The sequence below is a fragment of the Pasteurella dagmatis genome, from assembly GCF_900186835.1.
Classification (GTDB): Bacteria; Pseudomonadota; Gammaproteobacteria; order Enterobacterales; family Pasteurellaceae; genus Pasteurella; species Pasteurella dagmatis.
Genome location: NZ_LT906448.1, coordinates 1 through 26,185, shown reverse-complemented (window position 1 = coordinate 26,185; position 26,185 = coordinate 1). Strand labels below are relative to the sequence as shown.

General features: G+C 35.9%; 27 protein-coding genes. 10 read left to right on the top strand and 17 right to left on the bottom strand.

Annotated elements, in window-relative coordinates; translation table 11 throughout:
* Window positions 1-71: 71 nt before the first annotated feature.
* From acrB to priA, 6 genes are all read right to left on the bottom strand, one after another.
* Window positions 72-3,206: a multidrug efflux RND transporter permease subunit AcrB gene (gene acrB / locus CKV78_RS00135; RefSeq protein WP_005765059.1), complete on the bottom strand. Its 3,135-nt coding sequence runs from the start codon at window positions 3,204-3,206 to the stop codon at window positions 72-74.
* Window positions 3,207-3,227: 21 nt separating this feature from the next.
* Window positions 3,228-3,659: a GAF domain-containing protein gene (locus CKV78_RS00130; RefSeq protein ID WP_005765058.1), complete on the bottom strand. Its 432-nt coding sequence runs from the start codon at window positions 3,657-3,659 to the stop codon at window positions 3,228-3,230.
* A gap of 27 nt (window positions 3,660-3,686) precedes the next feature.
* Window positions 3,687-4,898: a multidrug efflux RND transporter periplasmic adaptor subunit AcrA gene (acrA, locus tag CKV78_RS00125; protein ID WP_005765055.1), complete on the bottom strand. Its 1,212-nt coding sequence runs from the start codon at window positions 4,896-4,898 to the stop codon at window positions 3,687-3,689.
* A 30-nt stretch (window positions 4,899-4,928) separates the two neighbouring features.
* Window positions 4,929-5,492, bottom strand: a complete 564-nt coding sequence (locus CKV78_RS00120) for a TetR/AcrR family transcriptional regulator (protein ID WP_005765054.1) — start codon at window positions 5,490-5,492, stop codon at window positions 4,929-4,931.
* A 160-nt stretch (window positions 5,493-5,652) separates the two neighbouring features.
* Window positions 5,653-6,495: a cell division protein FtsN gene (gene ftsN, locus CKV78_RS00115; RefSeq protein WP_005765052.1), complete on the bottom strand. Its 843-nt coding sequence runs from the start codon at window positions 6,493-6,495 to the stop codon at window positions 5,653-5,655.
* Window positions 6,496-6,567: 72 nt separating this feature from the next.
* Window positions 6,568-8,781, bottom strand: a complete 2,214-nt coding sequence (gene priA, locus CKV78_RS00110) for a primosomal protein N' (protein ID WP_005765049.1) — start codon at window positions 8,779-8,781, stop codon at window positions 6,568-6,570.
* A gap of 107 nt (window positions 8,782-8,888) precedes the next feature.
* Between priA and CKV78_RS10565 the strand changes: the two genes are divergently transcribed.
* Window positions 8,889-10,064: a glycosyltransferase gene (locus tag CKV78_RS10565; RefSeq protein WP_005765047.1), complete on the top strand. Its 1,176-nt coding sequence runs from the start codon at window positions 8,889-8,891 to the stop codon at window positions 10,062-10,064.
* Here the strand turns inward: CKV78_RS10565 and CKV78_RS00100 are convergent.
* The 4 genes from CKV78_RS00100 to CKV78_RS00085 form a co-directional block, all read right to left on the bottom strand.
* On the bottom strand, window positions 10,061-10,963 hold the full coding sequence (locus CKV78_RS00100; RefSeq protein WP_005765044.1) for a glycosyltransferase family 8 protein: 903 nt from the start codon (window positions 10,961-10,963) through the stop codon (window positions 10,061-10,063). The genes CKV78_RS10565 and CKV78_RS00100 overlap by 4 nt on opposite strands.
* Before the next feature lie 7 nt (window positions 10,964-10,970).
* Window positions 10,971-11,978 carry a glycosyltransferase family 2 protein gene (locus tag CKV78_RS00095; RefSeq protein WP_032855668.1) on the bottom strand — a complete coding sequence of 336 codons (1,008 nt, stop codon included), beginning with the start codon at window positions 11,976-11,978 and terminating at the stop codon, window positions 10,971-10,973.
* Between the two features lie 109 nt (window positions 11,979-12,087).
* Window positions 12,088-13,092, bottom strand: coding sequence for a glycosyltransferase family 2 protein (locus CKV78_RS00090; RefSeq protein WP_005765037.1), 1,005 nt, complete (start codon window positions 13,090-13,092; stop codon window positions 12,088-12,090).
* Window positions 13,093-13,106: 14 nt separating this feature from the next.
* Window positions 13,107-13,952, bottom strand: a complete 846-nt coding sequence (locus tag CKV78_RS00085; RefSeq protein ID WP_155811620.1) for a glycosyltransferase family 25 protein — start codon at window positions 13,950-13,952, stop codon at window positions 13,107-13,109.
* 210 nt (window positions 13,953-14,162) lie between these two features.
* Here CKV78_RS00085 and rpmE point away from each other — a divergent pair, with 210 nt between their 5' ends.
* The 3 genes from rpmE (at window position 14,163) to CKV78_RS00070 (ending at window position 16,149) form a co-directional block, all read left to right on the top strand.
* Window positions 14,163-14,375 (top strand): 50S ribosomal protein L31, encoded by a 213-nt coding sequence (rpmE, locus tag CKV78_RS00080; protein ID WP_005757276.1) that lies wholly within the window; start codon window positions 14,163-14,165, stop codon window positions 14,373-14,375.
* 72 nt (window positions 14,376-14,447) lie between these two features.
* Window positions 14,448-15,116 (top strand): glycosyltransferase family 25 protein, encoded by a 669-nt coding sequence (locus CKV78_RS00075; protein WP_005765032.1) that lies wholly within the window; start codon window positions 14,448-14,450, stop codon window positions 15,114-15,116.
* A 1-nt stretch (window position 15,117) separates the two neighbouring features.
* Entirely contained in the window at window positions 15,118-16,149 is a 1,032-nt protein-coding gene (locus CKV78_RS00070) for a glycosyltransferase family 9 protein (RefSeq protein WP_032855705.1), read from the top strand.
* A 2-nt stretch (window positions 16,150-16,151) separates the two neighbouring features.
* Here the strand turns inward: CKV78_RS00070 and mutM are convergent, their stop codons facing one another.
* From mutM to radC, 4 genes are all read right to left on the bottom strand, one after another.
* Window positions 16,152-16,964, bottom strand: coding sequence for a bifunctional DNA-formamidopyrimidine glycosylase/DNA-(apurinic or apyrimidinic site) lyase (gene mutM / locus CKV78_RS00065; RefSeq protein WP_005765027.1), 813 nt, complete (start codon window positions 16,962-16,964; stop codon window positions 16,152-16,154).
* A gap of 65 nt (window positions 16,965-17,029) precedes the next feature.
* The gene (gene rpmG, locus CKV78_RS00060; RefSeq protein WP_005733905.1) at window positions 17,030-17,200 is read right to left on the bottom strand and encodes a 50S ribosomal protein L33; all 171 of its coding nucleotides are present in this window, start codon (window positions 17,198-17,200) and stop codon (window positions 17,030-17,032) included.
* Between the two features lie 11 nt (window positions 17,201-17,211).
* On the bottom strand, window positions 17,212-17,448 hold the full coding sequence (gene rpmB, locus CKV78_RS00055; protein WP_005717521.1) for a 50S ribosomal protein L28: 237 nt from the start codon (window positions 17,446-17,448) through the stop codon (window positions 17,212-17,214).
* Window positions 17,449-17,681: 233 nt separating this feature from the next.
* The gene (gene radC / locus CKV78_RS00050) at window positions 17,682-18,347 is read right to left on the bottom strand and encodes a RadC family protein (RefSeq protein ID WP_032855667.1); all 666 of its coding nucleotides are present in this window, start codon (window positions 18,345-18,347) and stop codon (window positions 17,682-17,684) included.
* A 175-nt stretch (window positions 18,348-18,522) separates the two neighbouring features.
* Between radC and coaBC the strand changes: the two genes are divergently transcribed.
* The 6 genes from coaBC (at window position 18,523) to CKV78_RS00020 (ending at window position 22,616) form a co-directional block, all read left to right on the top strand.
* Window positions 18,523-19,728 (top strand): bifunctional phosphopantothenoylcysteine decarboxylase/phosphopantothenate--cysteine ligase CoaBC, encoded by a 1,206-nt coding sequence (gene coaBC, locus CKV78_RS00045; RefSeq protein ID WP_005765024.1) that lies wholly within the window; start codon window positions 18,523-18,525, stop codon window positions 19,726-19,728.
* A gap of 18 nt (window positions 19,729-19,746) precedes the next feature.
* On the top strand, window positions 19,747-20,202 hold the full coding sequence (gene dut / locus CKV78_RS00040) for a dUTP diphosphatase (protein ID WP_005765021.1): 456 nt from the start codon (window positions 19,747-19,749) through the stop codon (window positions 20,200-20,202).
* Window positions 20,203-20,204: 2 nt separating this feature from the next.
* On the top strand, window positions 20,205-20,804 hold the full coding sequence (gene slmA, locus CKV78_RS00035) for a nucleoid occlusion factor SlmA (RefSeq protein ID WP_005765017.1): 600 nt from the start codon (window positions 20,205-20,207) through the stop codon (window positions 20,802-20,804).
* Window positions 20,805-20,825: 21 nt separating this feature from the next.
* Entirely contained in the window at window positions 20,826-21,044 is a 219-nt protein-coding gene (locus CKV78_RS00030) for a YheU family protein (protein ID WP_005765015.1), read from the top strand.
* A 39-nt stretch (window positions 21,045-21,083) separates the two neighbouring features.
* A complete protein-coding gene (gene crp / locus CKV78_RS00025) occupies window positions 21,084-21,725 on the top strand; it encodes a cAMP-activated global transcriptional regulator CRP (RefSeq protein ID WP_005765014.1) in 642 nt (213 codons plus the stop codon).
* Window positions 21,726-21,860: 135 nt separating this feature from the next.
* Window positions 21,861-22,616 carry a class I SAM-dependent methyltransferase gene (locus CKV78_RS00020; protein ID WP_005765010.1) on the top strand — a complete coding sequence of 252 codons (756 nt, stop codon included), beginning with the start codon at window positions 21,861-21,863 and terminating at the stop codon, window positions 22,614-22,616.
* A gap of 2 nt (window positions 22,617-22,618) precedes the next feature.
* Here CKV78_RS00020 and recF read toward each other — a convergent pair whose 3' ends face one another.
* Genes recF through dnaA form a run of 3 tightly spaced genes read right to left on the bottom strand, consistent with a single transcriptional unit; the run spans window position 22,619 to window position 26,185 of the window.
* Window positions 22,619-23,695, bottom strand: a complete 1,077-nt coding sequence (gene recF / locus CKV78_RS00015) for a DNA replication/repair protein RecF (RefSeq protein ID WP_005765008.1) — start codon at window positions 23,693-23,695, stop codon at window positions 22,619-22,621.
* A gap of 15 nt (window positions 23,696-23,710) precedes the next feature.
* Window positions 23,711-24,811: a DNA polymerase III subunit beta gene (gene dnaN, locus CKV78_RS00010; RefSeq protein ID WP_005765005.1), complete on the bottom strand. Its 1,101-nt coding sequence runs from the start codon at window positions 24,809-24,811 to the stop codon at window positions 23,711-23,713.
* 12 nt (window positions 24,812-24,823) lie between these two features.
* Window positions 24,824-26,185, bottom strand: coding sequence for a chromosomal replication initiator protein DnaA (gene dnaA, locus CKV78_RS00005; protein ID WP_005765004.1), 1,362 nt, complete (start codon window positions 26,183-26,185; stop codon window positions 24,824-24,826).

Here is a 26,185-nt window from a genome sequence, read left to right as displayed (position 1 = left end):
TAAAAAAGATCATAAAAAAAGACCGCACTTCGTTTAAAAGTGCGGTCTTTTTTTATCAAGTTTTCTCAAGCTTAGTGAGAAGAATTATCCGTCAATGGTTTGATACTTTCATCAAACTCTGGCAACAGTTTATGTTCAGTTGCAATATAGCTATAAATCACTGGTAAAACGAACAAGGTAAATAGCGTACCAATGGTTAAACCAGAAGCAATCACAATCCCGATACTAAAACGTGAAACACCACCTGCACCTGTTGCATATAATAATGGGATTACACCCGCCACCATCGCAGCTGTTGTCATAAGGATTGGACGTAAACGCACCTTCGCTGCTTCCATAATTGCTTCGGTACGATTTTTGCCGTAATGCAATTGTTGCTCTTTTGCTACTTCACACATCAAGATACCATGTTTAGTAATTAAGCCCACAAGAGTAATTAAACCAACCTGAGAATAAATATTCAAGGTTGTGCCAGGGAAGCTCATCACGATACCAAACGCCCTTAAAAGACCCGGAACTGTATTGCTCAGAATGTTGAGCGTCAATAATGCACCACTGACTGCCAACGGTACAGAAATCATAATCACAAGTGGATCCCGAATTGATTCAAATTGAATCGCTAACACTAAGAAAATGATGATGACTGCTAACACGAAAGTAAATGCTAAAGCATTGCCTTCTTGTTCTAACTGTCGAGCCTGGCTTGTAAAGTCATAGTTATAACCTTGCGGTAAATTTTCTTGCGCAGCCGCTTTCAACCATTCAACCGCTTCACCGATACTTTTCGTTGGTAAAGGCACCGCACTAATTACCGCCGAGTTTAACTGACTAAAACGAGGTAATGAAGTTGGTTGTGGTTCTAACGTTACAGTTAAAAAGCTACTTAATGGCACAGATTTACCATTACTTGCTGTCACATAGTAATTATTCAAGCTTTCTGGCGATAAACGCTGGTCACGTTTTACTTGCATAATAATGCGGTACGCACGACCATCAATATCTACACGTTCAATCGTCGCCGCAGATAAGAAACTACCTAATGTTGCACTAATTTGCTGCATTGTGACACCATAAGTCCCCGCTTTTTCTTTATCTATTTTGATACGCATTTGTGCTGTATCAAATTTTAAATCCAATGCAGTATAAACGAAGTTACCTGATTTTTTCATTTTATCTAAAAACTCGCCTGCAACATTGGCTAAGTCTTTATAGTCATTGGCTGTACTGATTACAAAACCAATTGGAGGTCCTTGCTCACCGGTATTAATTTCTGGGAAGTTAAAACCAGTAAGAGCAATTTCTGGGATATGCGCCGCTTTTTTGTTAAGCTCATTCAGAATTTCTGATTGTTTGCGATCACGCTCGCTCCAATCTTTTAATGTCACTACACTGAATGATTGGTTGCTACCCATTGCACCAGAAATCACCATTGAAAAATCCACTTCTGGCGTATTTTTTAAAATCTGTTCGAACTCACGCATTCCCTCTTGAACATAGTCCACATTCACGTTTGAAGGCCCACGACCGACCACCATAAATGCGCCTCTATCTTCTGCTGGCGTTAATTCATGAGCCAGAGAATTAAATAAGAACGGTAAAGTTGCAAAGATGATTGCAGCAAATGCCAACATACATTTGCGGCTAGCCATCACTAGATTTAACGCATAGTTATAACCATTATTCATTTTGGTCAACATATGCTCGATACATTTTTCTAATTTACTTGGATCAGTATGCGGTTTTAATAAAGTACTACTCATCATTGGTGAAAGTGTTAATGCCACCACACCTGAAATAAACACTGCACCTGCAAGTGTTAAAGCAAATTCTTTAAATAATGAACCTGTAATACCATCCATCAATGCCATCGGTGAATATACCGCCATCAATGCGATTGTCATTGAGATAACAGGTACTGCAATTTCTCGTGTACCAATAATTGCTGCTCGGAATGGTGTTTCACCGAGTTTAATGTGGCGATCAACGTTTTCAAGTACAACTATCGCATCGTCTACCACCAAGCCAATCGCTAAAATCAATGCTAGCAAGGTCATTAAGTTAATGGAGAAATCAAACGCTTGTAATAGCATTATTACCCCAATTAACGAGATAGGAATTGTAATTACTGGAATTAAAATCGCTCGCAATGATCCGATAAATAAAGTGATTACTACCAATACGATGATGGTTGCTTCTAGAATGGTTTTCACTACTTCATCAATCGAATTATTAATCGCAATTGTGGTATCATACAGAATTTCTGCGCTCATACTGTCTGGCAAATTACGCTTAATTTGCTCATACAAGGGGCGAACATTTTCGGCTACTACCAATGGGTTTGCTGACGAAGTTGGGTTAATTGCAAGCACTACAGATTCCAAGCCATTGGCAACTGCTCGAGTACTATCACTGGATTTATTTAATTCCACTTCGGCAATATCACGTAAACGTACCAGCTTATTGCCTTTCGATGAAATCACTAAATTACCCAATTCTTCAACAGATTTTGTTGTGGTTTCCACTTTATTTTTATAAGTAACATAAAAACCATTGTCATTACCTGCCGCAGTTTGTACGTTATTCGATGACAATGCACTTCTCACAGCCATTGCGGATAAGTTCTGTGATGCCATTTTGGCTGGATCTAACCAAATACGTAACGCATAATCAGACGCACCAAATATTTGCACCTCTGCCACACCTTCTACCGTAAAGAATTGTGGCTTAATCACACGCTCAATATAATCAGTAACTTGACTTGCATCCAATTTCGCCGAGCTAAATTGGATATACATCATACCCGTACCACCGGTTGATGAAGTAATTACAGGATCATCTATCCCTCTAGGTAGCTGAGAACGCACAGAGTTTACTTTGGCTAACACATCTGCCAATGCCGCATTAGGATCCGTATTCAATTTCATTTTGATCGTAATTAACGAACTATTTGGCAAACTTTTCGATGACAAATAATCAATATTATCCGCTTGAGCAACTGCCTCTTCTAATTTCGACGTTACGAACGCTTGAATTAAACTTGCATCTGCGCCGGGATAAATCGTCGAGACATTGATTACCGTCGTTGTCATTTTTGGATATTCTCGTACTGCAAGCTTAGCAATAGCTTGTAAACCAAGAATAATGATTAACAAGCTAATTGACACCGCCAAGACAGGACGTCGAATAAAAATATCGGTAAATCGCATTTTAGTTTCCTACTTTTTCATTCAGATAAGTGCGGCACATTTTTCTAAAAATTCTACATCTTCCGCTGAAAAACGCGCTAAACGAGGTGAATCTACATCTAACTCTGCAATCATTTCACCGTCTTTAAAAATCGGAACAACAACTTCTGACTGTGATGCGCTATCACAAGCAATATGCCCATCAAATTGATGCACATCTTCCACCACCGTTGTTGTGCCAGTTTTCCACGTATAGCCACACACGCCTTTGCCAAAGCCGATATCTGAACAAGCCACTTTCCCTTGGAATGGACCTACTTTTAACACGCCGTCTTTCACAATATAAAAGCCAACCCAGTTCAAGTCTGGCATATGTTCATAAATAAATGCGGAGGTGTTTGCCATTCTTGAAATAATATAAGTTTCAGTCTCTAAAATTTGCTCTAATTGTTTGAGTAATAATGAATAATTCATAAAATCTTTCCTATTTTCTACCGCACTTTATAGGTTATTTTTCTTCGCAGGTTGTTGTGTACCTACGCCAGCTTTGTCAGCCACGATAACTAAGCTACCATTACTTAAATTTTGTTGACCACCTGTCACAATTTTATCGCCAACTTTCACGTCATCGCCTTTTAACTGTGCATAAATGCCTTGGCGATCTTTAGTAAATACGGTGATTTGTTTTGCACGATACGTTTTGTCTAAATTGTTAGGGTCAAAATCTTTACGATGACTTAATGCTTCACGATCTTCGTCTGAAAGAGGTATCAATACATAAGCAATTTCACCATACATATTGTAACTAACCGCCACTTGTGGCACGACAACTTGGTCATATTCTGTAGCTAATGCCACACGCAAACGTGTGAACATTCCAGACAACAATTTACGGCCATCTTCTACATCAAAAGTCGCTTGCACATCAATTAAACCAGTTGTTGAGCTGATTGCGGGCTCAATCGCTGTAATTTTTGCTGCAAAGGTTTCACCACTTCTTGCATCCGCAGTTGCGGTGACTTTTTGACCAATGTATAAGTTTTCTAATTGAGTTTGAGAAAGTGCAAAATCAATCTTCATACTACTTGTGTCTTCAACACGCACAATCTCAAAACCTGGATTTACATATTGCCCAACGTTGACTTTCACAATACCAGTTTTACCATCAAAGGGGGCAACAATTTGGCGACGAGCAATCCCCGCTTTTAATGCAGCGATATTAGACTCTAATGCTTCATAAGCCGCTTTTGCGTTATCTAGTTCTTGTTGAGAAACGCTTTTGGTTTTATACAAATTCAAATAGCGTTGATAAGTCGCTTTGACAGAAGATAATTGTGCAAGCGACGCACGTAAGTTAGATTGTTCTACTGAACTATCTAACACCACTAAGATGTCACCTTTTTTAACTTCTTGACCAGATTGCACTAACACTTCGCTCACAGTACCTGATGTTTGCGAGCTTAACATTGCGCCCTGATTTGGTCGCACCAAGCCCGTTGTTTCAATCACAGGTGTCCATTGTTGTGGTTGAATTGTCATCGCCGTTACGGGATAAATTTTTTCTCCCATTCCAGCAATGGCTTTCTCAATCATTTTCCCTTTGATCACATTGAAAACGATCACCACTGCAAATAAAAATACAATGATCCCTAAAATGATTTTCATCATCACCGAATGAGATCGTTTAGGTTGATTTGCTTGAGTCCCACTCATACAAAAACTCCATTAATATCAAAAAATAAACTATTTTTGCATTGCTCGCCAAGAGCATTGAATTACCGACTCCAGTAATCCTTCAGAAAACGATTCTTTAAAATAGATTTGTTTCCACGCAATTTTCATCGCACTTTCTAACCCTAAAGAAAAGAGAATATTACTTGGTAAATCACATAACACACCGAGTTTCTGCCCTTTTTCACAGAATAATGTCCAGTGGCTACGATCCCACTCTCTTATCACCTTATCAAATCCCGGTAAGGACTGATATTGATGCATATTCAATATAATATTTGGGTTTTCACCTAAAAAATGCCAAATGTTCCACCACATTTGACGATATTGTCCGAAAAGTGACTGACTTTCGTCATAATTCTTTTCTAATTCACGCTGAAAACGTGCAAATACTTGCCGAGCAAATTGTTCTAGCAATTCTTCTTTACATTTAAAATAAATATAAATTGTACCTGGCGAAATATTGGCTGCCTTTGCAATTTTATGCATCGACAAATTATGTAAACCATCTTTCGCCATCAGATGATCTATTGCCGTAAAAATATGCTCGGTCATATCTGTATCAGATTGACGCATAATAAAATTCACTCAATTGATTTACATTTAGAAGGGAACAATCAGCACATATGATGTATGCACTAACTGAATGAACGTTCGTTCATTTTAAAGAGTTTTAAAATTTAAGCAAGTTCAAAAACAAAAAAACGCAGTTTTTACACCACGTTTTTTTAACTAATTACATGCCGATAACAACACAATTTATCACTGATTTTGCTTTTTCTTGCGCTCGAACCGCAGAGGCTCTATCGCCCAAAGGCCCCACGACAACTCGGTTCCATTCGGCACTTGAATTGACTCGAGCATTTAAGCCCGTTAAAGCAAGGCGTGCTTGTAAATTATCAGCTTGCGCTTTATTTTTAAACGCACCACATTGCAAACCATATTGTCTTCCGTTCGTTGTCGTTTTTATTGGCGCTGGATTTTCAGCAGGTTTCTCTACCGGCTTTTCCACTTTTTTCACGACTTCTGCTTTTGGCGTTTCTGTTTTTGGCACTTCTTTTACAATGTCCACTTTTTTCGACTCGCTTGCTTTCGCTTCGACAACCGTTGCCGGTGTATTTTGTGGTTTAGTTTGTTTTGGTGTTTCAGGAGCTTTAGGTGTAGAAAGTGCGGCTTCTTTCTTCGCCATTTCTTCTGCTTTCTGACGTTCTTCCTGTTGTTTCAAGCGCGCTTGTTCTGCTTCTTTTTGCTCTTTTTCCATTGCTAACAAAATTTTCTTTTGTTCTTCGGTTAAGCGCATATTTTTATCTAAATTTTTTGCATTATCATCTACTGGTACCGTGCGAGTTTCTAAAGCCTGAATATAACTCCACACTTCTTCTGGACGATTTGGTAATACGCTTTTCGGTGCTGTTTTCTCTACCTTAGGAACAACGACTTCTGGTGCTTTTTCTTTCATAAAAAATAACACCAAAGCAAAAACAACAATCACAGCACCTGCAATTAAAAATAGCACTGTTTTACTTGTTCCTTTCTTCTTTTTACTACCGCCTCTTGCGGGATGATTGCGTCTTGCCACGATATTACCTTTTCAAAATAATCAAAAAATCTGAACAATTTTACTGAAAAATCCTTTTTAACTCAAATTAAGCTAACTTAAATCGATTGGATCCACATCTAAAACACACCGCACTTTGCTTGAGGTCACAATATTCGCTTGTTGAAATTGTGCTAAGGCTTGTTGTAACAACATTCGTGAAGGATGTTGTAATAACAATTGCCAACGGAACTGTCCTGCTTTTTTACTAAACGGTGCAGTAATCGGCCCTAAAATCTGCAATTGATTATTGGTTGTCGCATTCCATTGGTAAAAATAATCTGCAATTTTCTGTAACTGTTGTTCTGCTTCTTCAGAATATCGGCTTTGTGCCTTAAACAACGCCTGTGCACTAAAAGGCGGTAGCCCCATATTCTGTCGAAGTTGCAAGGCTTGCTCCGCAAATTTGTCGTAGCCTTGTATGAGTAAAGTTTGTAAAAGCGGGTGATCAGGATAATGCGTTTGTAACACTACTTCGCCTTGCTTTTCCATTCTTCCTGCTCTACCAGCCACCTGCACATACAACTGTGCTAAACGCTCTTCTGCACGGAAATCAACGGAAAACAATGCACTATCCACATTCACCAACGCCACTAATGTCACATCAGGGAAATGGTGACCTTTCGCCAACATTTGCGTACCAATTAAAATCTGGCTTTTACCTTGCTGAATATCTGATAAATATCTCTCTAACTTACCTTTACTTGCTGTACTGTCGCGGTCAATTCGTGTAATTTGGTACTGTGGAAAATACTCTGCCAATGTCTGTTCTAACTGCTCTGTACCCAGCCCCGTCGTAATTAAATGCGTAGATCCACAATGTCCACATTGCATAGGAATTGGCTTTTGAGAAGCACAATGATGACAACGTAAAGCACGTTGATGTTGATGATAGGTATAAGGCTTTTCGCAGTGATGACATTCCGCCATCCACCCACATTCGTGGCATAACATTACAGGCGCAAACCCACGACGATTTAAAAACAGTAAAACCTGATTGCCTTTTTGCAAATGCACTTCCATTTGTTTCAACAAACGTTCTGACAAGCCGTTGTGTACGGTTTGCTGTTTTAAATCAATCACAGAATGGCGAAGTGCGGTCGAATTTCCCGCTCTTTTTGATAAGACAATATGGCGATATTTACCATTTTTGACATTATTAAGACTTTCCAAACTTGGCGTAGCCGATCCCATTAAAACCGGAATATTCAATTGTTTTGCCAACACCAATGACAGATCACGCGCGTGATAACGGAAACTATCTTGCTGTTTAAATGAGGCATCGTGCTCTTCATCAATCACAATTAAGCCAAGATCTGAAAATTGCGTAAACAGGGCTGATCTTGTTCCGATAACGATCGCACTCTGACCCGTTCTTGCTCGTTGCCATACATTTAATCGTTGAGTGTCATTCACGTTGGAATGTAACACATCAATCACCACATTAAAACGCATGCGAAAACGCTGTACTGTCTGAGGAGTTAAACCTATTTCAGGCACCAGAACCAACACTTGCTGACCTTTTTTCAATACTTCTTCAATAAACTGCAAATAAATTTCGGTCTTACCAGATCCCGTTACACCATCTAACAGCCAAGCAGAAAAACCCTGCTGAAATGTTAGCTGGCTAAACGCTAATGCCTGCTGTTTATTAAACGTTAAACGATTTTCAGCATTCGTGATTGGCAAATCCCCTAAACTTTCCAGCCACATTTGTGCAATTGGTGCAACTTCCACTTCATCAATAAAAGCTTTTTGTTTAAGAGTAGAAAAAATTGCAGCACTAAAAGGATTATTGCCCTTTTCTAAAGGCATTTGTAAAAGAGTATGGAGCACTTCAAGTTGTTTCTTAGCGTGTTTAAATTCGCCTGTTTCAAACTGTTGAGCAAATGCTTGCTCACCAAGTGCGGTCAATTTCCAAAAAATTTTACTTTTTTCTACCGCACTTTCCCCCTGACGCAATTTCACTGGTAACGCTTGAAACAACACTTCACCTAATGCTGTCTGGTAATAGCTCGAAGCCCAGTGCAACAACTTCCAAGTTTCTGTGTTAAATAAGCTTTCGTTATCTAATACCTCAACAACCGCCTTTAACTGTTTCGGGTCAATCTCCGACTCAGTAGGGAAATCCACCACAATAGCAACTCTTTTCTGCGTTCCAAAAGGCACAACAACCCGCCCACCAATCACAGCTTTTAAATCAGTAGGTAAAAGATAATCAAAAAAACGAAATAACGGCACTGCTAGTGCCACACGGATGAGTTGCATAGTCTGAGTTAAAAATTAAATGTTGAATTATTGTGATATTTTTTTATCTAATGCACAATAGTAACAACCATAAATATCTTACATATCTAGCAAGAGATATAGTATAAATGAATATAACCTTTGTACACAAAAGTTTAGTCACCGGTGGTGCTGAAAGAATTTTGATCAATTATTTAAATTTATTATCTTCTGTTGAAAACTTAAACATCACTTTACTTTTATTAGAAAATAGAGGGGAAAAGAATATAAATATCGAAGATATTAATAAAAATATTAATATTCAATTCATTTTGAATACAAAAGAATCAGAAAAATATGCTAAATCAGAAAATGAAATTCAAAACAAAAGTCTTTTCAGAAAATATTATAAATATCAATACAGAAAAACTAATGAAAAAATTATAGAAAGAATAGGGCATTATTTACACAACACACCTATCGATCTCGTCATAAATTTTAACTCGCACTTAGATATTTTTCTTAGGGAACATAAAATCAACTATCCACTTTTCCGTTGGATTCATGGTCAAGCACATTTAGATTGCTGGGAAAGAGATAGAGAATACTATAAGAACATATTACCTCAACATACTTATTTTTTTGCTATCAATAGAGAAATGCAAAAAAGCTCACAAGAAATATTAAGCAATTATGGCATTCAGCCAGAACAAGTTCAAATGTTATATAACCCTATTGATATAAATCTTATTCAAGAAAAAGCTAACTTTGACCTTGATTTTATGGATAAAGATTATTTAATTAACGTATCCAGATTAGATGAAAATAAAAATCACATACAGATGATTAATATTTATTATCAACTTAGAAAGCGAGGTGTAACAGAAAAACTTTATATAATCGGAGATGGGGAATATCGAAGTAAAATTGAAGAGTATATCAAAGAATTAAATTTGTCAGAACACTGTATTTTATTAGGTAATAAAAATAACCCATACCCTTTTATGAAAAGAGCAAAACTATTTTTAAGCACTTCACTTAAAGAAGGTTTGCCTACAGTTCTTATTGAAAGCATGGTATGCGGTGTTCCTGTTATTTCAATGGATTGTCCAACCGGACCAAAAGAGATACTAAATGATGGAGAATTTGGAGCTCTAATCCCATTAAAAAATGAACAAGCTTTTATACAAAAGACATTATCCATCCTTAAAGATGGACGAGAATATAATGATTACAAGAATAAATTAGACCTTGCGGTGAGTCCTTTCCATTTTGATGATATTAAACTATCATTAATAAAAATTTTAAATACTATAAAAAATTAATAAACATTATATTTTAACTTACGTTTAAAATCCCTAATTACTGAACGAATAAAAAGAATAATAGGTAATTTAGCACCTTTAATATATTTTATTTTAGATAATAAAATATAATAATAATGCATTTTAAAATGATGGCAATCAGAGTGCCAAGGTTTTTCTGGTCCGCAAAAATGAGAAATAGCAACAGGCATAGTTGTTTTTTCTATATCATCTAAGATATCTAATTTTCCTGAACGATACTTCTTAATTCTCTCAAGTTGGTTAGGCATAAAGTTAAATCTGCAATCTAAATAATATACATTATTTTTAAAAATACCATTTAAAATATCTTGATCTTGATATATTGCTTTTTCTCCATACTTCGCTAGCCAATCTAAAGATCTATTAAATACATCAATTTCTCTCCAAAGATCCAAATTAAAAATCATTACACCAGCATTAAAATAATAATTTTGGCGAGATAAAGAGATTGTATACTTATGTTCTGGTCTCTCATATTCAATAAATGAGTCAAAACAAGCTGCAACTCCATATTTTTCAATATTAATTTCCCATAATGGAGTCAAATCATCAAACACCAAGAGATCAACGTCTAAGTAAATAATCTTGTTAAGATCAGTAGGCAAATAATCAACTGCTTTCAATCTTGCATAAGTTGCTAATGATATATATCCTATATTCTCAGGAAAGTTTTTAAAATCATTTATATCAACTGGAATAAAAATTATATTGCTTTTTGATGAATTCAATATTTGTAAAGCTATATTCTTATTTTCTGTGCTAATACCTAGATCAAACACGTAAAAATTTATGCATTTATCATTAAAACTCAAAATGCTTTTTATACTTACCATAAGATGATAAGCATATTTATCATCTGAAGAAAAAAGAATATTCATAAAACGCTCACAAAGGTGAATGGTATTTATAAGGTCTAATCATTTTTTTTATAATTTTAATTTTCTGTTTTCTAGAAAAAATATAATTATCTTTATTAGATATGAAATTAAATATATAAAAAAAAGAATAACTCTCTAAAGAAAAATACAAGTCATATATTATTTTTCTGACTATATCATTTTTTAGCAAATTTAGGTGAGATAGTTGGGACTGAATTTTAACTACATCCTCAAAAGAGTGTGTATCCCCAACATAGCCCTCTACACCAAGATCTAATAAATAATAATTTATAGCGATGCGCCGAATCTTTTTAGCCATTAAGTTCTGATACTCATTATGCAATGAGGATGTTTGATTAGAGTGGAATCTATAATAAACTAAAGGCTCGGGATAATTTGCTAAATCGCCAAGTCTGCTAACATCCAACCAAAACTTGTAGTCTTCCGTATGTTTATAAGAGCTATCAAATCTCAAGCCATAATGCTTAAAAATACTACTCCGCATAATCATAGAGTTATTATGAATAGGATTTCTAAATAACATTTGCTCAAAAATATCCTTATGTTCTGTTGGATTTTTCCATATCTGCCCATCTGCATAATAATTAGAAAGGTTACTGCCATTACCTTGTTCCGATAAAACTTGGATATAAGACCCCATAGCAATGATATGTTTTTCCTTTTCCAAATAACCTAAAATTTTTTCAATCCAATCAGGCTTAGTAATATCATCCGCATCCGTCCTCGCAATGTAATCTCCACTTACATGTTCAATACCTATATTTAAGGAACTAATAAAACCTAAATTTTTAGAGTTATTAATAATCTTAATTCTAGTGTCTTTTTTAGAAAGTGAATGAAGTTTTGATAAAGTATTATCAGAAGAACCATCATTAACTACGATAATTTCTAAATTCTTATATGTTTGATTAATTACTGCATTTATACATTCTTCAATATATTTTTCAACATTATAAGCGCAAATCAAAACTGAGACCAAAGGTTCATTTAACATAAATTCATTTCCACACATTTAGATTGTAATATAGAAGAAATTTCATAATATATTTATAAAATACTTTATCATTAAATATTAACCAATCCACTTTGAAATAAAAATCATTCTAATAAGTAGATGAATATTTACTTGGACGAAGGAACTTCTTTATAATTTTAAACCTCTCCTTGATAGAAAAACAATTATTCTCACTTATTAAAAAACAATAAATATCTTTATAATGATATTCAGTCAAAGAAAGATAACATTCGTAGATGATACGTTTTATTATATTTTCTTGTAAAGCCCCATTTTTATAAAATATTTCATGTAATGTGGCTATATCTTTGAATAAAAATTTCTCAGGTAAGCAGTAATCAATACCAAGAGCTTTTAAATAATAATTAAGAGCTTCCAATCGTAGTTTTTTACTAATTCTTTCTTGTTGATCATGATGAATAGAAGATGTTTGATTATGGTGCAATCTATAATAGACTAGAGATTCAGGGTAATTCGCTAATTTACCAATTCTGCTCACTTCCAACCAAAACTTATAATCTTCAGCATAAGGATAATCTAAATCATAAATTAATTTATGCTTAGTATATATCTTACTTCTCATTATCATTGAGTTATTATGAATGGGATTGCCAAATAACATTTTTTCCACTATATCTTTATGTTCTAAAGGATTTTTCCATTCAACCGCATCTTTATGGTGATTAGCAAGCACACTACCATTATTTTCTTCCGATAAGACAGTAAGATAAGATCCCATCGCAATAATTTCAGGATCATTTTCCATACAGGTTAATATTTTCTCAATCCAATCAGGTTTAGTTATATCGTCGGAATCAGTTCGAGCAATATACTCACCACTAACTTCTTTTAATCCTTCATTTAACGCAGATATTATTCCTACATTATTCTCTAAGTTTAATATTTTGATACGATTATCTTTTTTAGCTAATTGTTTTAATAGAAAATAAGTATTATCAGAAGAACCATCATTAACTACGATAATTTCTAAATTCTTATATGTTTGATTAATTACTGCATTGATACATTCTTCAATATATTTTTCAACATTATAAGCACAAATCAAAACTGAAACTAAAGGTAATTCTAGCATAACTTAATTTCCAATCATTTAAATTCTATTACTACAGAATTTTCATTATTTTTTAACTGTATTCTTTTCTTTTTACTCTTTTCAATCATTCTCTGAGGCTTCTTCAAAAAATGTATAAACAAATCTTTAATTTTCTTCTGTTTCCTTTTTCGATCTCTATCTAGCCTCGCTATGATTCTCTCATCCTCTAACTGACTAGAAAGCAAAGAATGCTCTTGGTTTACCTGTAGCTCCTGAATACAGATTGCTGGTGAAAGCTGATAAACCTGAAAATTATCCATTGGTAAAAATCTATCGAAAATAAGTTGATCAATTGGCTCGATCTCATCTTCCTTCATATTTGCAAAAATATTTAAGAAATATTTAGCAGCCGAAAAAGAAATAATATAACCAGCCGTACCAAAGTGAGTAGATCTCAATTTGAGAAAATCCCTATCTAAATAAGGAGATATATTTGTAGCATCACACAATACTTTCTGTAGAAAAGTCTCCAAACGAATAATAAAATTATCGCCATGCTGAAAACGAGAGTGAATCCACTCATCACTAGCGAGAAATTCCTCCGCATCTTTACCTAAGAGAATATCATCCTCAAAAACTCCGATATATGGCAAATTTTCCTCAACACACTTATGCCACAATGATAAATGGCTCATCAAGCAGCCTTTTTCTCCATTAGTTAAATTACATCGTGATAGATTTGGTATAAGCTGTTCAACTAATTGGTTGAACTCTAAAGAAGGGCTTAATGCATCAAAAAAGAGGAAAGGAATATTATGTTGATAAAATTCTTCCAAAATGTGCTTTCTACGATCTGTTGCGCTAGAAAGACTGATCACATAGTTTTTTAATAAACTCATAAAATTCATCTTAATTGAATATAACATGACAAAATATATCATTTGACACGAAACTTGTCTATCAACCCCAGTCCCATCGGACTTGCAACTTTATCGCTTTTTTTGTACAATTCGCCATCTTACATACAAACTGCCTTTTGGCGTAATATTAACTACACGCGGTGTCGGTTTTGAGCTTGATAGCGGCGTGGCTTCAATTTGAGGTTTTCTATGAAACAAGGTATTCACCCTAATTATGTGGAAGTTACAGCAACTTGTTCTTGCGGTAACGTAATTAAAACTCGCTCAACAGTGGGTAAAGATTTAAACTTAGACGTTTGTGGAAACTGCCACCCATTCTACACGGGTAAACAACGTGTTGTTGATACTGGTGGTCGTGTAGAACGCTTCAACAAACGTTTCAGCATTCCAAGCACAAAATAAGTTGACGGAATAGAATTAAACCCTGTTTTTTACAGGGTTTAATTCTATATAGGGGTATAAAAGGGTTAAAGTATGGAACAAATGCCACCAATCTTCGTGATTAGCTTAAAAGGATCACCTAGACGAGATGTTATTTCTCAACGTTTAAATGGTTTAAACTTAAACTTTAGATTCATTGATGGAATTAATGGAAAAGAGCTTACACAAGATGAATTAAATAAAGTTGATTATGAATTTTATCTCAAACGATTTAATAGCCGTAAACCATTAACTATAGGAGAAGTTGGCTGTGCTCTAAGCCACTTATCAATTTATGAAATGATTGTTCAAAATAAGATAGAAAAAGCAATCATTCTGGAAGATGATGCTATTGTATCACAAGTTTTCGAATCACTTGTTAAAGACTCTATCAGAAAAAGTCCAGATAATACTGAAATTATCTTTTATGATCATGGTAAGGCCAAAAGCTATTGTTGGAGAAAAACTATATCTGAAAATTACAGGTTAGTACATTATAGAAGACCTTCCAAAAACTCTAAGCGTGTCATTATATGTGCAACAGCATATTTAATCACATTATCTGGAGCACAAAAACTACTCAAGGTAGCTTATCCGCTTCGAATGCCTGCAGACTACTTAACTGGTGCATTACAGTTAACTAAACTTAAGGCTTATGGAGTAGAACCTCCTTGCGTATTCAAAGGAACTATTTCTGAAATAGATGCAATGGAACCTCGTTAAGATGAAAATCAAAGACAAATTACGCCATCTACGATTACAAATTGGAGCTGTTTTTTTTGATAAAAAAATAGCTCCACATCAAGCTGAAAAAGCTATAAAAAGCATCTTATTTCTACGTCAAGATGGAAAAATTGGTGACTATATTGTCAGCTCATTTGTCTTTCGCGAAATTAAAAAATTTAACCCTCAAATCAAAATAGGGGTGATTTGTACTAAGAAAAATGCTTACCTTTTTCAGCAAAATCAGTATATTGACCAACTTTACTATGTAAAGCAAAGAAGCATTATTAACTATATTAAATGTGGCTTGAGCGTAGCTAAAGAAAAATACGATCTTGTTATAGATCCAACAGTAATGATTCGTAACCGTGACTTATTACTTCTACGTTTAATTAATGCTAAAAATTATATTGGCTACCAAAAAGCAAATTATGGTCTATTCAACATTAATCTTGAAGGAGAATTTCACTTTTCTGAGTTATATCAATTAGCTTTAGAGAAAGCGAATATTCCGGTGAAAGATATAAGTTACGATGTTCCATTTGATAATCAAAGTGCAACTGAAATCGCTCAATTCTTAAGAGAAAATAGACTACAAAATTATATTGCTATAAATTTTCATGGCGCATCTAGTTCGAGAAGATTTAATAATGAAAATATTAAAGCATTCTTATCAAGAATAAGTACAATAACTAATAATAAGCCTATTATATTGCTCAACTACCCTAGCATATATGAAACTCTGAAAGAAACAATAAGTCAACAGAGTAGCGTTTTTTTATATCCAACTAAAAATATATTCCATACAATAGAGCTTATTAAATATTGTGATCAGCTAATTTCACCAGATACATCAACTGTTCATATCGCATCAGGTTTTAATAAACCTATCATTGCATTCTATAAGAAAGAAAAAGCCAATTTTACGAACTGGCAGCCAAAAAGCCAAGCAGACACACATATTCTTTTTTATAAAGAAAATATAAATGAACTGTCACCTACACAGATTAATCCCGATTGGCTAGTAAAATAGGTTTATTTCTTCTGACATTTAGGGCAATAGAAACTATTCCGTTGTCCTATCATTAAACTTTCAACTTTTGTACCGCACTTTGGACAAGGTTTGTCTTTGTTGCCATATACTAACAATTTTTGTGAGAAATAGCCTGGACGTCCGTCAGGTTGTAAGAAATCTTTTAAAGTTGTGCCACCTTGCTGGATTGCAGTTGTTAGTACTTGTTTGACTTGCTCAACAAGTTGTGAACATTGTGCTTTCGTGAGACTTCCTGCTGCTTTTTCAGGGTGTAATCCACATAAAAATAAAGTTTCGTTGGCGTAAATGTTGCCTACGCCCACCACCACTGCATTATCCATTAAAAAGGTTTTAAGTGCGGTCTGTTTTTTGCGACTTTTTTTCCAAAGGTAATCGGCATTAAATTCCTCAGAAAGAGGTTCAGGTCCTAATTTTAGGAACAGATGAAATTCTTCTAAATTATCTGTCCACAACCACGCACCAAAACGACGAGGATCGTTATAACGTAAGATCTTACCATTGTTCATCACGATATCTAAATGATCGTGTTTATCGACCGTATCTTGAGGAGATACAATACGCAATGAGCCAGACATACCCAAATGTCCAATGATATAACACTGTTCTGTGTGAATAATAAGATATTTTGCTCTGCGACTCAGTCCTGTCACTTTTTGCTGAGTAATCTGTTTTAATTCTTCACTCACCATCCAGCGTAATTTTGGTTGGCGAACAACAATTTTTTCAATGATAAAACCCTCCAGATAAGGGCTAATCCCATTTTTTGTTGTTTCAACTTCCGGTAACTCTGGCATAAGATCCTCAAATTTCTGTTATAAAAAAACCCGAACAAAGTCGGGCTTTCAAAATATTACTAAAATTATTTGATTTTAGCTTCTTTATAAACAACGTGTTTGCGCACTACAGGATCATATTTCTTGATTTCCATTTTTTCAGGCATATTACGTTTGTTTTTAGTTGTAGTGTAAAAATGACCAGTTTCTGCTGTTGAAACTAATTTGATTTTCTCACGAGGTCCTTTAGCTGCCATTTTTTAGCTCCTTAGATTTTCTCGCCACGAGCACGGATATCAGCTAAAACTGCATCAATGCCTTTTTTATCGATGATACGCATACCTTTCGCAGTTAAGCGTAAAGTTACGAAACGTTTTTCGCTTTCAACCCAGAAACGGTGGGTATGAAGGTTTGGTAAGAAACGACGTTTAGTCGCATTCATTGCGTGTGAGCGGTTGTTACCAACTGCCGGACGCTTGCCTGTTACTTGACAGACTCTAGACATATTAATCTCCAATAAATCAAATATAAGCTCGAGCTTAGGGTTCGGATTACTTCAAAATTAAATAAATGGTAATTTTGATAGCTACCTCGTCAGGTCGCTGTAACCGACCCGCATACTATATTAAAGGTGGTGAATTATACTCACTTTATGTTTTATTCTCAAGACTAAATACAACATTTCACCAAATAAATGCAAATATTTTGCACAACAACGAAGGATTGTAGCGGAAAATTTTATAGCAGTCCATTTTCAGCAAAAGAGGTATAACAACCTTTACCAATGATAAAATGATCCAAAATGCGGATCTCCATTAATTCTGCTACATTTTTAATTTTTTGCGTAATACGTTTATCTGATTCACTCGGCTCCGCAATACCCGAAGGATGGTTATGCGCAAGGATCAACGCTGCCGCATTACAATATAATGCCGCTTTTATGATTTCTCTAGGATGAACAGTTGCCATATTAATAGTACCTAAAAACATTTCTTCTTGTTTAATTAAACGCTGTTGATTATCTAAAAAAAGGACAAGGAAAACTTCCCTTTCTTTATGTTGTAATGATGCTTGTAAATATAATCTGACACTGTTGGGATTATCAAACACCTGCATTTGATGTAATTCTTCTTGTAAGTAACGTTTCGTCATTTCGATACAAGCTTGTAGCTGAATAAACTGAGTAATACCAATACCTTTTACTTGGCAAAAAGACTGTTGGTTTGCTGAAAGAAGTCCACGTAAAGATCCAAAATGATCAAGTACCTTAGTCGATAATTGCATTACAGGGCAGTCCTTTATCCCTGTGCGTAAAAAAATAGCGAGTAACTCACTGTCTGTTAATGTGTTTGCCCCAAATGTAAGCAACTTTTCTCGTGGCATCAACGAATGATGTTCTGACATATAACACCCTATTCAATACAAAAAATAAAAGTGAAGCAAAATTTTCTTACTTTGCCAAAAGAGTCTGGCTAGTTTTGGAAAGAGGATCGCAAAAATACCATTCTTTATTGCACAAAATTAAAGTAGAATAGTCCCCTTAGTTATTTTGTGTAAAAATTCAGCGCAAGGATTCACAATGACAATTCTTCAACACAAACGCATTATCGTGGGTATCACAGGTGGTATTGCCGCTTATAAAGCCATTGAGTTCATTCGCTTATTACGTAAAAGTCACGCTGAAGTGCGTGTTGTTCTCACACCAGCAGCAGCTGAATTTGTCACACCATTAACCTTACAAGCCATTTCAGGCAACGCTGTTTCGCATTCCTTATTAGATCCTCAAGCAGAGCTCGCAATGGGGCATATTGAACTTGCCAAATGGGCAGATGCGATTGTGATTGTACCCGCAAGTGCTGATTTTCTCGCTCGATTGACTGTCGGAATGGCGAATGATTTGCTTGCTACGATTTGTCTAGCTACAGCAGCCCCCATTCTTCTTGCACCAGCAATGAACCAACAGATGTTTGCCCAAAGCATAACTCAACAAAATTTAACCGCACTTTCAAATAGAGGGTATCGGTTTGTTGGTCCAAACTCAGGTGAGCAAGCTTGCGGAGATATGGGATTTGGACGTATGTCCGAACCAAAAGAAATTTATGCCTCACTTGAAGATCTTTTTGCTCAGAAGCAGGATATGAAGGGCCTATCCGTCGTAATTACTGCGGGACCAACACAAGAAGCTATTGACCCAGTGCGATATATAAGTAACCACAGTTCTGGCAAAATGGGCTTTGCGATTGCTCAAGCCTTTTCTGAACGTGGTGCAAATGTCACCCTAATTTCAGGCCCTGTTAATTTAGCAACACCGGCAAATGTACATCGAATTGATGTGACTTCCGCACAAGAAATGCATCAACAAGCACTCAAAAGTGCGGTCGAAAATCAAATATTTATTGGCTGTGCAGCAGTTGCCGATTATCGTGTTACTCAAGTAGCAGAACAAAAAATCAAAAAATCGAGTGATGAGATCACACTCACATTAATCAAAAATCCTGACATTATTGCTGATGTAGCTCATTTACAATCTAAACGCCCTTTTACCGTGGGATTTGCAGCTGAAACGCAAAATATTGAGCAATATGCGCAAGATAAATTACAACGCAAAAATTTAGATATGATTTGTGCAAACGATGTGTCCAGCGGGAAAGTCTTTGGTAAAGATCAAAACAGCCTTCACTTATTCTGGCGAAATGGCAACATTATATTAGAGTTAGATGATAAGAAAAATATAGCAAAACAAGTAGTTAAACACATTTTTGACCGTTTTCGTCAATCCAAATAATCTGTAAAGGATACTCAAATGAAAAAAATCGATGTAAAGATTCTCGACCAACGTATTGGTAGCCAATTTCCTCTTCCTGCTTATGCCACTAGCGGTTCAGCGGGCTTAGATTTGCGTGCTTGTATTGACGAAGGTTTTGAATTACAACCAGGTGAAACCAAATTAATCCCTACGGGTTTATCCATTTATATCGGCGATCCAAACTTAGCGGCGGTGATTTTACCTCGTTCTGGTTTAGGTCATAAAAATGGGATTGTATTAGGCAATTTAGTGGGCTTAATTGATTCAGATTATCAAGGCCCATTGATGGTATCAATGTGGAACCGTAGCACAGAGCCATTTAAAGTAGAAGTTGGCGATCGTATTGCACAGCTCGTTTTTGTACCTGTCGTACAAGCAGAATTTAATATCGTAAGCGAGTTTGAACAAACAGATCGTGGCGAAGGTGGGTTTGGACATTCAGGTAAAAACTAAATATGCAACAACCAGTAAAACGTAGCCTCAAGGAAAGACGCCAACAAGTTCTTACTGTACTGACTCATATGCTCCATTCTGAACGTGGAATGGAACGTATGACAACCGCACGTATTGCCGAGGAAGTCGGAGTATCAGAAGCAGCGCTCTATCGTTATTACCCAAGTAAAACCAAAATGTTTGAGGCTCTCATAGACAACCTTGAAAGCCATCTTTTCACACGCATTAGTCAAGTTGTCAAAAATGAAACCAATACGCAAACACGTGTGCATAACATTTTGCAGATGATTTTAGATTTTGCCCGTAAGAATCCCGGCCTAACACGCATATTGACAGGTCACGCATTGATGTTTGAAGAAGCCCAATTACAAGCCAGAGTCGCACAGTTCTTCGATCGCTTAGAGCTACAATTTGTGAACATTTTACAAATGCGTAAACTACGAGAAGGACGATCTTTTGCGTATGATGAACGCATACTTGCATCTCACCTTGTAAATGTCTGTGAAGGGCAATTTATGCGCTATGTACGTTCTAATTTTCGTCACGCACCAAACCAAGGTTTTGAGCAGCAATGGCGCTTGTTAGAAACCTTATTTGCATAATTAATCAATTTAGGTGAAAATATGCTCATTCCTTGGCAAGAATTGGAAAGTGAAACTTTAGATAACATCATAGAAAGTTTTATCCTACGTGAAGGAACGGATTATGGTTCACAAGAACTTTCCTTAGAACAAAAAAAAGAAAACTTACGATTAAAAATACAAAAAGGAAGTGCCGTAATAGTTTGGTCAGAACTGCACGAATCTATCGATATAAAAGATAAAATGGATTTTTTAAAATAATTTTTACTTTGTCGGAAAATGTAATTATGGAGGTCTTCCATGCAAGAACAAATACAGTCAACACTCTCAATGGATCCTACGTTGGAATGGTTTTTATCTCATTGCCACATTCATAAATATCCGTCAAAGAGCACGTTAATTCATGCAGGAGAAAAAGCCGAAACACTGTATTATCTCATTAAAGGATCAGTTGCAGTGTTAGTAAAAGACGAAGATGGTAAAGAAATGATCTTAACTTATCTAAGTCAAGGTGATTTTTTTGGTGAAGCAGGTCTTTTCGACGAAGGCCAGCTACGTTCTGCGTGGATTAAAGCTAAAAGCCCTTGTGAAATTGCTGAAATTTCTTATAAAAAATTCCGTCAACTTATCCAAGTAAACCCTGAAATTTTAATGCATTTATCAGCACAACTAGCACGTCGCCTACAAAACACCTCCAGACAAGTGAGTAACTTAGCATTCTTAGATGTAACAGGGCGTATTGCACAGACCTTATTAAATCTAGCAAAAATGCCCGAAGCGATGACTCACCCTGATGGAATGCAAATTAAAATTACTCGTCAAGAAATTGGGCAAATGGTGGGATGCTCTCGTGAAACTGTCGGACGAATCCTAAAAATGCTAGAAGATCAACATTTGATTTCTGCACACGGCAAAACCATTGTCGTTTATGGTACAAGATAATCTATTTTAATATCAGGAAAGTGCGGTCAATTATGACCGCATTTTTTATTTAAAAATAATAGACTAATTATCATTCTTATTTTCATTTGAAAATGATAAGCTAAAGGAAAATTGACTAACCTTAAGGAGTAAACTATGAGTAAAGAAGAAGTTGGACACAATTTTCTCGCTCGTTTAGGGAAAACCCGTTTGCGTCCAGGCGGTAAAAGAGCCACTGATTGGCTTATCGCAAATGGTGATTTTAGTGCAGATAAAAAAGTGCTTGAGGTTGCCTGTAATATGGGAACAACCGCCATTGGTTTAGCAAAACAATATGGTTGTCATATTGAAGGTGTTGATTTAGACGAACACGCACTAGAAAAAGCAAAAGAGAATATCGTCAATGAAGGGCTACAAGACCTCATTCACGTACAACGTGCAAATGCAATGAAATTACCATTTCCTGACAATAGTTTTGATATTGTTGTGAATGAAGCAATGTTAACAATGTTGCCTATCGAAGCCAAAAAAAAAGCTATTGCAGAATATTTACGTGTATTAAAACCCAACGGTTTCTTACTTACACACGATGTGATGTTAGTCACTGATAACCAGCAACAAATCTTAGAAAATATTCGTGATGCAATTAATGTGACAGTAACTCCTCTCACAAAAGAAGGCTGGAAAAATTTATTTAGTGAATGTGGTTTCCGCAATGTGGAGACTTATTCAGGTGAAATGACCTTACTTTCTCCAAAAGGGTTGATTTACGATGAAGGCGTTCTTGGCACATTCAAAATCATTAAAAACGCATTGAAGTCAGAAAATCGCAAACAGTTTAAAAAAATGTTCAAAACATTTAATGATCCAAAAGATAAATTGAATTTTATTGCGGTATGTAGCCAAAAATAAGATCAAAGCACAGAAATGCAGCCATTCTCCACCCGAAAAGTGCGGTGTTTTTCTGGCTGCATTTGTTTTAACTGCGATTCAGTAATTGCAGTCACAAACACCTGTGAGCCACTTTGTTTCAAGCGTTCTGCCAAAAGTGCACGCTTATGTTCATCAAGCTCGGAAGCAAAATCATCAATCAAGAATAAACAATGGCGTTGTTTTTGCTTCATTAAATGCTCCCCTTGCGCCAAACGCAAAGCACACATCAATAATTTTAATTGCCCACGAGAAAGCACATCTTCCACTGGTAACCCATTGGCTTTAAAACGAAAATCTGCTTTTTGTGGTCCTGAAACCGTATAACCAATAGCACGATCACGTTCAAAGTTAGTGGCTAATAACTCTGCATAATCACGATCCTTCTCCCAACCTTGATGAAAACTCACACTAATCTCTAATTCAGGTAAAAATAATCGACAAGTTTGCTCAATTTCAGGGCGTAATGCTTCCGCATATTCTTTTCGCCATTCACTCACTTGTTGAGCTAATTTGACTAGCTCACGATCCCAAATTTCAAGCTCAGAATAATGTGTTACTTGTTGTAATGCCGCATTACGTTGCTTTAAAAGGCGATTTAAGTTTACCCACGCTAAATGGAAATGATTATGATGATGAAATAATCCCCAATCCAAAAACGCACGACGATAACTTGGCCCCCCATTCAATAAGATCAAGCCCTCGGGTGTAATTAACTGCATTGGTAACAAATGGGCAAGATCCGAAATTTTATTGCCATCCTCACCATTGACTTTAACGAGGGAATTACCCTGACGTAACTTTTGTAGACCAACAGACCATTGGTGGTTTTGTTCTTGAATTTTGGCGTGAAGAATAAAATGAGGTTGTTCGTAAGAAATTATGCGATTACTGACCGCACTTTTGAAAGAGCGACCGTGGCCGAGATAGAAAATAGCTTCCAGCAAACTGGTTTTACCGCTACCGTTATTACCTACTAAAAAGTTAAAGCCGCGATCAAATTCAAGATCAACGGCTGTTAAATTACGAAAATTCTCAATCAGTAAACGAGAAATTGCCATACACGAAAAAATAAATTATAAACGCATTGGCATAATAACATATTCAGCGCTTGCATCTTCACAGTCTTCAATTAAGCAACTTGAAGATGCATCAGTCAAGCGCATACGCACACGTTGGCATTTTAACGCATTCAACACATCTAAAATGTAACTCACGTTAAAACCTACTTCCATTTCTTCTCCAATGTAAGACACATCAATAATTTCTTCTGCAACCTCTTGCTCAGGGTTGGTTGCCGTGATTTTTAACTGATTTTCACTTAATTGTAAACGAACACTACGGAAACGTTCATTCGATAAAATCGCTGCACGCACAAACGCTTGTTTTAACACGTCCCAATCCGCTTCTAAAATACGTGTTGCATTACGTGGCAACACACGACGATAATCAGGAAAACGACCATCGATCAATTTTGAAGTGAAAATAATATTACCCAATTCGATACGCAAATTATTCGTACCAATTTGTAAACGCGCCGGTAAATCTGTATTTTCTAACAAACGCACTAATTCCAATACACCTTTACGAGGTAAAATTACAGAATGGGTCTGTAAATCTTGCTCTAATGCGATGGTGCAAACTGCTAAACGGTGGCCGTCAGTCGCTACGGTACGCAATAAATTGCCTTCCGTTTCAAACTTCATTCCATTTAAGAAATAACGAGCATCTTGGTTTGCCATTGAAAACTGAGTCGCTTCAATCAAGCGACGCAACGTGCTTTGCTCAATCGTAAAATCCACTTCTGACTGCCAATCAGTTAAGTTTGGATACTCTTCCGCAGGCAATGTGGATAAATTAAATTTACTACGTCCCGATTTCACAATCGCACGATCTTCTTCAAAACTCACAGAGATCTCAGCATTTTCAGGCAAACTGCGGCAAATATCTAAAAACTTCTTCGCAGGAATAGTGAAATTACCTTTTACGTCAGTACTTAATAAAGCACTTTGAGTTGAAAGCTCAACTTCTAAATCTGTACCAGTAATGACTAAACAATCGCCATTAATTTGTAATAGCACATTATTAAGCACTGGTATATTTGGACGGCTACTTAACACACCGCACACTTGTTGCAATGGCTTTAATAAATTTTCTCTTGAAACAATAAACTGCATATTTTCCCCTTTTTACACAGATAGTGTACGGATTAAATTTGACCAATCTTCTTCCAAAGAATGTTCTTGCTCTCTGAGTTCTGCAATTTTACGACAAGCATGTAATACAGTCGTATGATCTTTGTCACCAAAACTTTTACCAATTTCTGGCAAACTGCGGTTAGTTAATTCTTTTGACAGCGCCATTGCAAGCTGTCTTGGTCGTGCAATTGAGCGTGAACGACTTTTTCCTTTTAAATCAGATACTTTAATGCGGTAATATTCAGCTACCGTTTTCTGAATATTTTCAACAGTAATCAATTTATCTTGTAACGCTAACATATCTTTTAAGGTTTCGCGTACAAAATCAATGGTTATTGGCGCTCCCATAAATTCTGCATTTGCACCAACACGATTTAACGCACCTTCTAAATCGCGCACATTAGTACGTAGTTTCTGACCAATAAAAAAGGCTACTTCTTCAGGTAAATGAATATTTTTCTCTTCCGCTTTCTTCAATAAAATTGCTACACGAGTTTCAAGTTCAGGTGGCTCAATTGCTGTTGTTAATCCCCAACCAAAGCGTGATTTTAGGCGCTCTTCTAACTTTTCAATTTCTTTCGGATAACGATCCGATGTCAAAATAATCTGACGACCAGCATCAAATAAATTATTGAAAATATGGAAAAACTCCTCTTGCGTTTTTTCTTTTTCCGCAAAGAATTGAATATCATCTACTAACAATGCATCTAAAGAGCGGTAGAATTTTTTAAATTCATCCATTTTATTATCACGAATCGCATTGATAAGCTGTTGAATAAAGTTATTTGCATGGATGTAAAGCACTCTCGCATTCGGTTTATTAGCTAAGATACCGTTACCTATTGCATGTAATAAGTGAGTTTTACCTAAACCTGTACCACCATAAAGAAAAAGCGGATTTGAGCTTGTTTCCCCTGGATTATCAGCCACTTTTTGCGCCACTGCACGAGCTAATTGGTTTGATTTACCTTCTACAAAGTTTTCAAACACATGTTTTGGGTTCAAATAAGAACGCACTACCATCTGTGGCTTGCTTCCTACTTTATCCTCTGTTACTGCTGTTTGATTAATACCTTGTTGAACAGTTTTTTCCTCAGGTTTCACCCCCACTCTAACCTGTACGACTAAGTCACTATTACCACTCAATTCTTGTGCGATCTTAGTTAATTGTTCTAGATAGCTTTCATCCACTTTCTGTTTAATGAAAACATTAGAAGCATATAAAATAATACTATTTGGCGTATTAAAATCGGCCTGCAAAGGACGTAACCACGTACTAAAATCTGTTAGTGAAATTTGGTCTTGAAGCTGTAAAAGGCATTGCTGCCAGAGAGAAGACAGGTCTGGTTTCAT

Excerpts from the sequence above, each read along its gene's own strand:
- acrB (WP_005765059.1), bottom strand. The coding sequence starts at position 3,206 with ATGCGATTTACCGATATTTTTATTCGACGTCCTGTCTTGGCGGTGTCA.
- CKV78_RS00130 (WP_005765058.1), bottom strand. The coding sequence starts at position 3,659 with ATGAATTATTCATTATTACTCAAACAATTAGAGCAAATTTTAGAGACT.
- acrA (WP_005765055.1), bottom strand. The coding sequence starts at position 4,898 with ATGAGTGGGACTCAAGCAAATCAACCTAAACGATCTCATTCGGTGATG.
- CKV78_RS00120 (WP_005765054.1), bottom strand. The coding sequence starts at position 5,492 with ATGCGTCAATCTGATACAGATATGACCGAGCATATTTTTACGGCAATA.
- priA (WP_005765049.1), bottom strand. The coding sequence starts at position 8,781 with ATGCAACTCATCCGTGTGGCACTAGCAGTGCCGTTATTTCGTTTTTTT.
- CKV78_RS10565 (WP_005765047.1), top strand. The coding sequence starts at position 8,889 with ATGAATATAACCTTTGTACACAAAAGTTTAGTCACCGGTGGTGCTGAA.
- CKV78_RS00100 (WP_005765044.1), bottom strand. The coding sequence starts at position 10,963 with ATGAATATTCTTTTTTCTTCAGATGATAAATATGCTTATCATCTTATG.
- CKV78_RS00095 (WP_032855668.1), bottom strand. The coding sequence starts at position 11,978 with ATGTTAAATGAACCTTTGGTCTCAGTTTTGATTTGCGCTTATAATGTT.
- CKV78_RS00090 (WP_005765037.1), bottom strand. The coding sequence starts at position 13,092 with ATGCTAGAATTACCTTTAGTTTCAGTTTTGATTTGTGCTTATAATGTT.
- CKV78_RS00085 (WP_155811620.1), bottom strand. The coding sequence starts at position 13,952 with ATGAGTTTATTAAAAAACTATGTGATCAGTCTTTCTAGCGCAACAGAT.
- rpmE (WP_005757276.1), top strand. The coding sequence starts at position 14,163 with ATGAAACAAGGTATTCACCCTAATTATGTGGAAGTTACAGCAACTTGT.
- CKV78_RS00075 (WP_005765032.1), top strand. The coding sequence starts at position 14,448 with ATGGAACAAATGCCACCAATCTTCGTGATTAGCTTAAAAGGATCACCT.
- CKV78_RS00070 (WP_032855705.1), top strand. The coding sequence starts at position 15,118 with ATGAAAATCAAAGACAAATTACGCCATCTACGATTACAAATTGGAGCT.
- mutM (WP_005765027.1), bottom strand. The coding sequence starts at position 16,964 with ATGCCAGAGTTACCGGAAGTTGAAACAACAAAAAATGGGATTAGCCCT.
- rpmG (WP_005733905.1), bottom strand. The coding sequence starts at position 17,200 with ATGGCAGCTAAAGGACCTCGTGAGAAAATCAAATTAGTTTCAACAGCA.
- rpmB (WP_005717521.1), bottom strand. The coding sequence starts at position 17,448 with ATGTCTAGAGTCTGTCAAGTAACAGGCAAGCGTCCGGCAGTTGGTAAC.
- radC (WP_032855667.1), bottom strand. The coding sequence starts at position 18,347 with ATGTCAGAACATCATTCGTTGATGCCACGAGAAAAGTTGCTTACATTT.
- coaBC (WP_005765024.1), top strand. The coding sequence starts at position 18,523 with ATGACAATTCTTCAACACAAACGCATTATCGTGGGTATCACAGGTGGT.
- dut (WP_005765021.1), top strand. The coding sequence starts at position 19,747 with ATGAAAAAAATCGATGTAAAGATTCTCGACCAACGTATTGGTAGCCAA.
- slmA (WP_005765017.1), top strand. The coding sequence starts at position 20,205 with ATGCAACAACCAGTAAAACGTAGCCTCAAGGAAAGACGCCAACAAGTT.
- CKV78_RS00030 (WP_005765015.1), top strand. The coding sequence starts at position 20,826 with ATGCTCATTCCTTGGCAAGAATTGGAAAGTGAAACTTTAGATAACATC.
- crp (WP_005765014.1), top strand. The coding sequence starts at position 21,084 with ATGCAAGAACAAATACAGTCAACACTCTCAATGGATCCTACGTTGGAA.
- CKV78_RS00020 (WP_005765010.1), top strand. The coding sequence starts at position 21,861 with ATGAGTAAAGAAGAAGTTGGACACAATTTTCTCGCTCGTTTAGGGAAA.
- recF (WP_005765008.1), bottom strand. The coding sequence starts at position 23,695 with ATGGCAATTTCTCGTTTACTGATTGAGAATTTTCGTAATTTAACAGCC.
- dnaN (WP_005765005.1), bottom strand. The coding sequence starts at position 24,811 with ATGCAGTTTATTGTTTCAAGAGAAAATTTATTAAAGCCATTGCAACAA.
- dnaA (WP_005765004.1), bottom strand. The coding sequence starts at position 26,185 with ATGAAACCAGACCTGTCTTCTCTCTGGCAGCAATGCCTTTTACAGCTT.